At 55.1% G+C, this 9538-nt stretch carries 7 protein-coding genes; 5 read left to right on the forward strand and 2 right to left on the reverse strand.

Going from position 1 to position 9538, the window contains the following annotated elements:
- Positions 1-990 precede the first annotated feature (990 nt).
- The 4 genes from OHL16_RS20035 to OHL16_RS20050 all read left to right on the forward strand — a co-directional run bounded on the left by OHL16_RS20035 (position 991) and on the right by OHL16_RS20050 (position 7756).
- Positions 991-2178, forward strand: a complete 1188-nt coding sequence (locus OHL16_RS20035) for an efflux RND transporter periplasmic adaptor subunit (RefSeq protein WP_263368974.1) — start codon at positions 991-993, stop codon at positions 2176-2178.
- Positions 2179-5364, forward strand: coding sequence for an efflux RND transporter permease subunit (locus tag OHL16_RS20040; protein WP_263368975.1), 3186 nt, complete (start codon positions 2179-2181; stop codon positions 5362-5364).
- Complete coding sequence (locus OHL16_RS20045) at positions 5361-6761, forward strand: TolC family protein (RefSeq protein ID WP_263368976.1); 1401 nt, start codon at positions 5361-5363, stop codon at positions 6759-6761. The genes OHL16_RS20040 and OHL16_RS20045 overlap by 4 nt, the downstream gene beginning before the upstream one ends.
- 89 nt (positions 6762-6850) lie before the next feature.
- Positions 6851-7756, forward strand: a complete 906-nt coding sequence (locus tag OHL16_RS20050; protein WP_263368977.1) for a universal stress protein — start codon at positions 6851-6853, stop codon at positions 7754-7756.
- 202 nt (positions 7757-7958) lie between these two features.
- Here OHL16_RS20050 and OHL16_RS20055 read toward each other — a convergent pair whose 3' ends face one another.
- Positions 7959-8546 carry a recombinase family protein gene (locus OHL16_RS20055; protein WP_263368978.1) on the reverse strand — a complete coding sequence of 196 codons (588 nt, stop codon included), beginning with the start codon at positions 8544-8546 and terminating at the stop codon, positions 7959-7961.
- A complete protein-coding gene (locus OHL16_RS20060; RefSeq protein WP_263368979.1) occupies positions 8543-8773 on the reverse strand; it encodes a hypothetical protein in 231 nt (76 codons plus the stop codon). The genes OHL16_RS20055 and OHL16_RS20060 overlap by 4 nt, the downstream gene beginning before the upstream one ends.
- Positions 8774-8908: 135 nt before the next feature.
- On the opposite strand from OHL16_RS20060, the gene OHL16_RS20065 reads away from it, so the two are divergent.
- The coding region (locus tag OHL16_RS20065) for a hypothetical protein (protein WP_263368980.1) at positions 8909-9538 on the forward strand (630 nt) is incomplete at its 3' end.

The following is a 9538-nucleotide window of genomic DNA, read 5'->3' on the forward strand; positions in this document are numbered from 1 at the left end:
CGACTGATCAAACAGGGACAGCAACAAGCTCTCTAGCAGATGTTCAAAAGGGGTGCCGCACGGCACCCCTCATCTCCTTGAATCTACTCATCCGAAAATCGCCAACTCGCCCGTATCAAAAGGTGTGCCTAAAGAAACCGATCCTGCGCAAACGCGCTCTTCTACGGTTGCGCTTCCAAGCTAAGGTCTCCGATTCGACAGGGCATAGGCCGAACCCACCCTTTTCGTTAGAGAATCGCGCGATTGGTGACAAAAGAGACAATGATGGGTCATATCATAGAGGGTCGCCAATCCGATTAGTCCGGTTTGGTTTGGCGAAAAGAGATAGACACAAATCACATTAATCCTGCCGCGATCTGTTTTGGAGTCGTTTCAAGTTATGCAGAAGGTGCGGGGCTGAGCGATACTAGCTTGATCGAACCGCATCATTTCAACCACGCTTCATGCGAATAGACGCCACAAGTCGCCGTATTCCATCTTTGACTGTTGCCTGCGTCCTAGTGCTGATAGTAGGCGTCATTGCATGGGGTGCGAAATACAAGACATCTCTTTATGACCCGCCAGGTAGTGTTTCCTTATCCATTCCGCACGCGAAGTTGCTCTCTCAAAAGGAGCGGCCGGTCAGTTCGACGCAAGTCCAACCACTTCGTCTGCCCTCTCCACAACTGGACTTGGTCGATCTCTTCCCGAGCCTCATTATTACTGGGGTGCTGCTAGGACTGAACGTCCTCATCTCGTTTCGCGAGTGGACCGTTGCGGATAAAGTATTGCCGCAGCAGCTATTTGCAGGTTTAAGCTTCTTCTCGTTTCGCCCTCCTCCAGTCTTACTCCTCTCCTAGCACTCAGTTCGATCCGTAAAAATGGCCGCGACTCCTCGTTAAGTGGAGTCCTACATTCGGATCGACTCGTCGGCGTTGCACATCCTCTAGCTCGATAGGTGCCCATACGATGCCTTTACGATCTCCATCGATCGTCATTCGGGGCGCGTTCTTGATTGCGCTCTCATGTCTTGTTGCCTCTGGTTGTAGAGAAAAACAGACCGACTCCCCTTCCATTGCCACAGCTTCTGTGGCGCCAGTAATGCGAGGGGATCTATCGAGCACCCTTACGGTCGCCGGTGAATTTCAGCCCTATCAGGAGGTTGAACTCCACGCAAAGGTCTCGGGGTACGTCCGTCGCATCAATGTTGATATTGGCGATCGTGTCAGAAGTGGGCAAGTCATCGCAACCCTCGAAGTACCGGAGTTGAACGCGCAGGTCGCAGGCTCCGAGGCCGAGGTGAGGCATAGCCAATCCGAGATCTCGCGGGCGCAGAGTGGGGTGGCTCTTGTAGAAGCAAATCATGCCGCCCTCCATGCCGCGTATACCCGTCTTGCTGAGGCAGCGAGGATGCGTCCGGGGCTGGTTGCGGAGCAGGAGTTGGACGACGCACGTGCCAAAGACCAGGATGCAGAGGCGAAGGTAAGTGTCGCCAAAGCAGCACTTGAAGCAGCGCAGGAACAGCTTGGTATCTCTAAAGCAGATCATCAGCGTTTGACCGCCATGCAAGACTATTCGGTGGTGACGGCACCTTTTGCGGGCGTGGTCACGATGCGCTATGCCGATGTCGGTTCATTGATTCAAGCCGGAACTGCTTCGAATACGCAGTCAATGCCTGTCGTAAAACTTGCCCAAAGCGATCTACTTCGGCTTCGTATGCCGGTTCCTGAGGAGAACGTTCCGTTCATCAAAATTGGCGGAGACGTCCGAATTAAGTTGCAGGCTACTGGCAAGGTAATCTCAGGCAAGATCGTTCGTTTCACACGTGAGCTGACGACATCGACCCGGACCATGCTGGCAGAAGTCGATGTACCGAACCCTGATCTGTCGCTAAGCACTGGAATGACGGCGGAGACAACGATCGTTCTTCAGGAACGGAAGAACGTGCTTACTGTCCCATCCAATGCGGTTCTTGAGGGGGATGGCCAAGCCTACGTTCTGGCTCTCGATACCGGCAACAAGGTAGCGAAACTCCCCGTGAGGTTAGGGATTCAGGGGTCGGATCGAGTCGAGATCATACAAGGACTCGCCGAGCATCAGCAAGTCATTGTGTCGGGGCAATCCAACTATCAACCCGGCCAGGTTGTTCAACCCAAACTTGCCACGATCGGAATGTCGAAACAAGGGGGCGATCAGTAGATGCCCTCCTTCGCGATCAAATATCCCTTCTTCATCCTGATGATGTGCCTCTTCATCATTGTTGTTGGTGTCACGACAGTCGTGAGCATGCCTGTAGATCTCTTCCCCGCGGTCAACATCCCCGTGGTTGTCGTCGCGACCTTCTACGCTGGAATGCCCCCGCAACAGATTGAATCCGACATTACTAATAGCTACGAGCGATTCTTCACCCTTGGCAGCAGTATCGACCATATCGAGTCTCGCTCTCTTCCCGGTGTAAGTCTGATCAAGATCTATTTCCAGCCGGGCACCGACCCTAACGCTGCGGTAAGTAATATCTCGAATCTTGCGATGGCAAATCTTCGGCGCTTGCCACCAGGGACACTACCACCTGTCGTCCTGAAGCTCGATGCAGCAAACCTGCCGGTGTGCCTGATCACCCTGAAGGGGCAGGGGCTGAACGAGACACAACTGAAGGACCTCGCACAATTTTCAGTTCGCAATCAGGTAGCAAATGTTCCCGGAGCATCAGTTCCCCAACCATATGGCGGCCGCTACCGACAGATCATGGTCTACGTGGATCCAGTCAAACTGGAAGCTCATCAGATGAGCCTGATGGACGTGGTGGACTCTCTCAATAATTCCAACCTCATCCTTCCCGCCGGCGACGTCCGCATCGGCATGAAGGACTACAACATATACGCGAACAGCCAGGTACCTGTCGTGGATGAGATCAACGATCTTCCTTTGAAGACCGTTGGAAACGCATCGGTGATGGTTGGCGATATCGGTCAGGCGAAGGACGGCGGTCAACTTCAGACCAATATCGTTCGTGTGGATGGCCAGCACTCCGTGTACATACCCATACTCAAACAGGGCGGCAACTCCAACACGATCACCATTGTGAATGGAATCAAAAAAGCGGTCGCCAACCTGCTTGACATCCCCTCCGTGCTCAAAACCGACGTCGTATTCGATCAGTCGGCGTTCGTGAAAATTGCGGTCAAAAACGTCATCAATGAAGGCACCATTGGGCTGGTGCTTACTGCGCTCATGATTCTGTTGTTCCTCGGAAACGTCAGAGCAACCATCGCAGTCCTGATCTCGATTCCGGTCTCGGTCCTGGCGACGTTTTTAGGACTTAACCTTGGAAGCAGTTCTATCAACACGATGGTACTCGGCGGATTGGCCCTTGCTTTGTCTAGGCTTATCGATAACTCCGTCGTCGTGCTGGAAAACATATTTCGCCATATGGAGATGGGTGAATCGCCAGCGGTTGCCGCGGAACACGGTGGCAAGGAAGTTCAGCTCGCCGTACTGGCTGCGACCGTAAGCACTTCCATCGTCTTCTTCCCTGTTCTGCTTCTTTTTGGTGTCAGTAAGTATCTTTTCACCGCGCTAGCTCTTGCGGTCGTTATCTCGCTTTTCGCCTCCTACCTGGTTGCCATGACCGTGGTGCCCCTCTTCTGCGCTAAGTTCATCAAGATGGATCCGGGGCACGAACTTCCTCGCCGACCGGTCGCTCCCAAAGATGATCATGTTCCGGCTGTGAGGAATCGGTTTTCAGTCTTCCGCATAGTGGTCGAAAAATTCAATCTTGCATTCCGCAGATTCGAGACGTGGTATGAGCGAGCAGTCTCTCGATTGTTGGACCATGCTGCCTTGGTGGTCGGACTAATCAGCATAGTCGTCTTGCTCACCTTCGCTTCCTATCTATGGATCGGAAAGGCGTTCTTCCCGCGTATCGATCCTGGACAGTTCGTCGTAAACGTGAAAGTTCCGGCAGGCACCAGGATCGAAGTGACAGACGACTACATCTCGAAGATGGAACAGGACATTCGCCAGGTCGTCGCACCACGCGACCTGAACATGATCGTATCCAACATCGGTATCACTCCCGACCTCTCTGCGATCTACACCTCAAACTCTGGTATGCATACCGCCTTCATTCAGGTAAGCCTCACCGAGAATCACAAGACCGGAAGCTATGCGTACATGCAAAAGGTGCGTGAAAAGCTTGCGCAGGACTTTCCCGACGTTGCAACGTATTTTCAAGCTGGTGGCTTGGTCGATTCGGTCGTCAATCAGGGCAAACCTGCACCAATCGATATTCAGATCGGCGGAAACGATCTGGATCAGGCATACGAGATCGCTCACGCAACAGCAGCCAAATTGAAGCAGTTGAACTCAGTGAGCGATGTGCTGATTCCGCAGGATCTCGATTATCCTGGCCTCGAGCTCAACATCAATCGTGAACGCGCAGGACTGCTTGGGATAACGCCCAAGGATGTTGTCGACAATGTCATTACCGCGCTCACATCGAATGGCATGATCGCCCCGAGCTTCTGGATCGATCCGGTATCGGGCAACAGTTACATGTTGACTGTGCAGTATCCAGAGTCGCAAATCAAAACGCTCACCGACTTCAGGCAGATCCCTCTTCGTGCACCGGGAGGCGCCGATACAACGCCACTTCAATCTCTCGCCGATATCACGCAGATCAATACACCCACCGAAGTCGATCACTACCAGTTGCGACGCGTCTTCGACATCTATGTCATGCCGAAGAAAGAAGACCTCAGCGGGGTAGAGAAGCAAGTTGAATCGGTTGTCGCGCGGATCCAAAGGCCGCATGGCATCACAGTCACGGTCAGTGGCACCGTACGCGACATGCAACAATCGTTCTCCAGTTTCGGCGTTGGCCTGCTATTGGCGATAGTGCTCGTGTATCTCATCCTGATGGCGCAATTCGCCTCGTTTTCCGATCCGTTCATCATCCTCCTGGCAATTCCTCCCGGGCTCTCCGGGGCATTGTTGTTCCTTCTCGTCACTGGAACGAGCCTCAATGTCATGTCCCTGATGGGAATCATCATGACCACTGGAATCGCGGCTTCGAACAGCATTTTGATCGTTGAATTTGCCGGAACGCTGCGCAAAAAGGGCAGGCCGCTCAAGGAATCGCTCGTTGAAGCCTGCAAGGCCCGCCTGAGACCAATTCTGATGACCAGCCTCGCAACCATTCTTAGCCTCATCCCCCTAGCTCTGGCTCTCGAACCGGGCAGCGAGCAGTACGCTCCATTGGCGCGCGCCATCCTGGGCGGCCTTACGGTCTCTGTCATTGTCACCGTATTTCTGGTGCCGGCCGCCTATCTGCTCATACATCGCAAGCACCCACAAACAGCACTGGCCGCGGAGGTAAAGCCATGAAGAGAGTTGAAACATTCGCCGCGGGTGTTTTGCCTCTCTTATGGACCGCGGTCGCACTGCTTGGCCAGAGTACGACGGTCGCGTTGCCGAATGATCCGGCAATGCAGAGCGGTCAGGCACCGTTTACACAAGGTCCGATTCCACCTGCCGCCCCAGCGGGGAACAACACCCCCACTCTCTTGACCAGGCAAGACGCGGAGAAAATAGCGTTGGCCAACAATCCTCGTATTCACATCAGCCAGCTCATTGCAAAGATCCAACATCAGGTTGTCCGTGAACGCCGAGCTGACGAACTCCCTACTCTGAGCGGGAATCTCACAGCGGTAGCAGCCAACGACGCAAGCAGACTCGCCAGTGGAACGCTGACCGCTTCTCTTCTTCTCCAACACGCTGGAATGGGCGTCCAACTCAGCCAACTGATTACCGACTTTGGACATACTGCAAACCTTGTGGCGTCCACAAAGCTCCAGGAGAAGGCACGTCTGGCCGATGCCGAAGCCAGTCGCCAGGATATTGTTTTGGCAACGGATGCGGTCTTTTTTGCAGTCATCGAGGCACAAGAAACGCTGAAGGTCGCAGTACAGACGGTATCCGCGCGACAAGCTTTATCTGATCAGGTGAGCGCACTCACCGCTTCGAAGCTGAAGTCCGAACTTGATCAGAGTTTTGCCCAGGTAAATCTCTCTCAAGCGAAACTCCTGCAACTCGACGCCCAGAATAATCTCGACGCGGCCAAGGCAGGGCTTAGCGCGGTGCTTGGCTATGACAAGTTGATGAACTTCGAGCTCGTTGACGAAACTGGCGCACTTCCGCCGCTAGCACCGGATATAGACATTCTCATCGCACAAGCCATCCAGAACCGGCCCGATCTGCAATCGCTGAGGTTCAGTGAACAAGCAGCGATGAAGTTCAGCAAGGCGCAACACGAACAACTGCTGCCGACGATCAGCGCGTTCGGCGTCGTCGGGGGAACGCCTGTCGGTTCTCCGCAGTACTTCACGACAAACTGGTACGGCGCGGTCGGCGGTAATTTGAGTATTCCGATCTTCAATGGCTTTCGTCTCTCTGCCCAAGCCTCCGAGGCATCGCTGCAGGTACAAGCGGCTTCGGAGCAGACTCGCGCGTTGCGTGAGCAGATAGCTCGCGATGTGCGAACGGCGTGGCTCAATGCGAATACCGCATGGCAAAGGGTTACCGTGACCGGAGAACTACTCAGGGAGGCAAACACCGCGCTGGACCTTGCTAAGACACGCTACGGTCTCGGACTCAGCTCAATCGTTGAGTTGAGTCAGGCTGAACTCCAACAAACCGAAGCAGCAATCGGTAATGCAAATGCGAGGTCACAGTACAACTTCGCGCTTTCGACCATCAACTTCCAGACAGGAGTACAGCCGTGATCGAAAGCCCGAAGGTGTCCACTCTTGGCAGGCTGCCAGACAAGAGACGACAAACTATGGGAAGCATTAGCAGAACTTAGGGAGTGCCGATGACAAATGTCCGCAAGAGTTCGGCCATTCAGTTTGAAACAGTAATCTTCGCAACAGATTTTTCACCCGCATCCTATAACGCCGGTCTTTACGCTTCAGCAGTTTCGGTTCACTTCGGCGCCAGTCTCGTTGTTGCACACGCATTCACCCTCCTTCAGGCTGCGCTCGAAGTAGAGACAGAGAAGTCTGTTCCCAGCCAGCAGCGTATCGACCTAAGTTGTGAGTTGACGCTGACCGCTGAGACCTTGAAAGCTGGCCGTGGGACGACCGAGACTATCCTTCTTGAAGGGGATCCGCGACGCATGATTCCGGTTTTCGCGCAGCGGAAGGCTCCGGCGCTAGTGGTTTTGGGCACTCATGGACGAGGGTCCATTGATCGGTTTGTCCTGGGCTCCACTTCCGAAGGCGTGCTGCGGCATTCGAGTGAACCGGCACTGACGGTAGGCCCGAATGTGAATATCCTTCGGGCCGGCTCACTACTGGTTCGGCGCATCCTTTATGCCACGGACTGTTCAGCGGAAGCTGCTCACGCCGCCCCGGTTGCTGTCGCTCTTGCGGAAGCCTTCTCAGCTGACCTCGATGTCCTAAACGTCATTCGTTCGGGCGAGGTTAATTATCCCGAACAGATTCGTCGCTTACAACAACACTTCTACGGCGCTGTCGAAGCGATCATGCCGCACAGTGCAGGACAACTCTGCGAACCTCACACCTTTGTAAGTGTGGGAAAGCCCCCTACAGAAATACTGAAACATATTGGTGAGCATCAGATTGACTTGGTGATATTGGGACTTCAGAGAAGCACCCATCTGGGTATGCAGAACAGAACCTCCGGAGCATTCCGTATCATTGCCGAAGCAAGCTGCCCGGTCATCACCGTGGCCTCAGGTACGCATGCAAATCCTTAAATAGGTACCGGAAAAAACACACTCGTGGCTATGATTGCAAGAGTTGGACTCCCGGTATCAACTATTTATTGTTTTTTCGTCTTTCTTTAAATTCTCCCCGGTTTCTTTAGGCACACCTTTTGATACGGGCGAGTTGGCGATTTTCGGATGAGTAGATTCAAGGAGATGAGGGGTGCCGTGCGGCACCCCTTTTGAACATCTGCTAGAGAGCTTGTTGCTGTCCCTGTTTGATCAGTCGGCTGACGGTAGCCCGCGAGATCTGGAAGGACTTGGCGATCTGGGTGAGACTTTGCCCGCGGGCTCGGTCTCGAAGAACGGCAGCACGATCGATATCAAGCGGCCGTCGTCCGATGTGCCGTCCTTCGAGCCGGGCCCGGCGCATGCCTGCCCGGACCCGTTCGATGATCAGGTTCCGCTCCAGTTCGGCGATAGCCCCGATGATGATGACGACAGCGCGTCCCAGCGGGCCGCCGGTATCCAGGTTCTCGCGGAAGCTGACGAACTCGATGCCGAGATGGTTGAGCTCATCCAGCACCTCGAGGAAGTGCCGAACCGACCTGGCGATCCGATCGGAGGCCCATACCAGGAGCACCTGGAAACGGCCGCGTCGGGCATCCCGCAACAGATCACCGAGACCAGGCCTACGCGCTTTAGTTCCCGAGATCTTGTCGGTGTACTCAGCGACGACGCGAAAACCCCGTTGCTGCGCCAGGGCCCGGAGATCGTAGAGCTGGGTCTCAGGATGCTGATCGACACTGGATACGCGCATATAAAGAGCCGCCGTCTTCATATCTGCTCCTCCAGGGAGGCCAGGAACTCATCGAGGAGACGGGCCTCCTTGTCGAGCCGGACCAGGTGTTCGACGTTCGGGTCCATCTGGCTCAGTTCCAGGATCGCCTCGATCTGATAGCAAGCCCGGATCTGCTCCACCTTCTGGCGGATCTGGGACCGGGTGGCGGGGAGAGGGGCGGGACGGCGGTAGCGGCGGGGAAGACGAGGACCACAGCGAGTTTTCATAGGATGGCTCCTTATATCTTCGATATATCGACGATATAAATACTAGCCTAACCCGCTCAACTTATCTGCCAAAATGTCACACATATTGCGTTCAGGTTCCGTTTCGGTGGCCTGCGCATCCTGGTCAGCCCCTTCATGCGGTTCGACACGAACAGCAAGACGACCGACCTCATCATGTTCAACTCGCGGAACCTCGGCGCCCTCATCGTGGACGAGAAGCCCCACGTCAAGAGCTGGGACGAGCCGCAATACTCGATCCAGAACCTCGGGATCGAGGAGAGCTACGGGTTCGGTGTGCTCAACGAAGGTCAGGCAATCGCCGTCGCCAAGAACGTCAAGCTCCGCCAGAACGAGATGTCGACGCCCGCACGTCCCATCATCTCGGTCGGCGCCGACAACACGAACTTCGAGCATCCGCAGGGTCTGGTCGGCGGCAGTTCTCGGTCGACGTCAGCGCGACTCCCTGCGACCTCGCAGGACTCAGTGCTTCGCCTCTCGCGCGCCGCTGCCGAGTTGGTATCCGCTGCCGGATCACCCGCTCCCGACGGCGGATCCGCCCAGTGCCGACGCGGCCTTGCGCGATATCCCGGCATGGCCCTGGAGATCTGGGGGCTCGGAGTTGTTCCTGGCTTCCTGGGTGGCCTGAGATGCCTGCCGAGTTCGTGGATCTACTGCCGGAGTAGTGGGTGGTGGGGTATTTTTGTGGGACTTAGGCGACAGTCTGGAGGAGGGGTTCTGGCTCTCGGTCTGGGCTGCTGGGCTTGG

Origin of the sequence: Edaphobacter bradus, assembly GCF_025685645.1 — a bacterium.
Taxonomy (GTDB): Bacteria; Acidobacteriota; Terriglobia; order Terriglobales; family Acidobacteriaceae; genus Edaphobacter; species Edaphobacter bradus.